The organism is Vibrio sp. 1151_11, assembly GCF_029478525.1.
In the GTDB taxonomy this organism is placed as follows: domain Bacteria; phylum Pseudomonadota; class Gammaproteobacteria; order Enterobacterales; family Vibrionaceae; genus Vibrio; species Vibrio anguillarum.
Genome location: NZ_SHMN01000146.1, coordinates 1 through 255, shown reverse-complemented (window position 1 = coordinate 255; position 255 = coordinate 1). Strand labels below are relative to the sequence as shown.

Below are 255 nucleotides of genomic sequence, written 5' to 3'. Positions count from 1 at the left end.
TACCAACTTGGCGACCAAGTAGGATGTGCTCACGAGTTTGTGGCATTGGGCCATCTGTTGCAGCAACAACTAGGATACCGCCGTCCATTTGCGCAGCACCTGTGATCATGTTTTTAACATAGTCAGCATGTCCTGGGCAGTCTACGTGTGCGTAGTGGCGTGCTGGTGTATCGTACTCTACGTGAGAAGTATTGATTGTAATACCGCGCTCGCGCTCTTCTGGAGCGTTATCGATAGATGCGAAGTCTTTCGCTT

Annotated in this window: 1 protein-coding gene; it reads right to left on the bottom strand. The window is 50.2% G+C overall.

The genetic code is table 11. From position 1 onward, the window contains the following. A partial coding sequence (locus tag EXZ60_RS19160) for a GTP-binding protein (protein WP_277436170.1) occupies window positions 1-255 on the bottom strand: 255 nt, incomplete at both ends.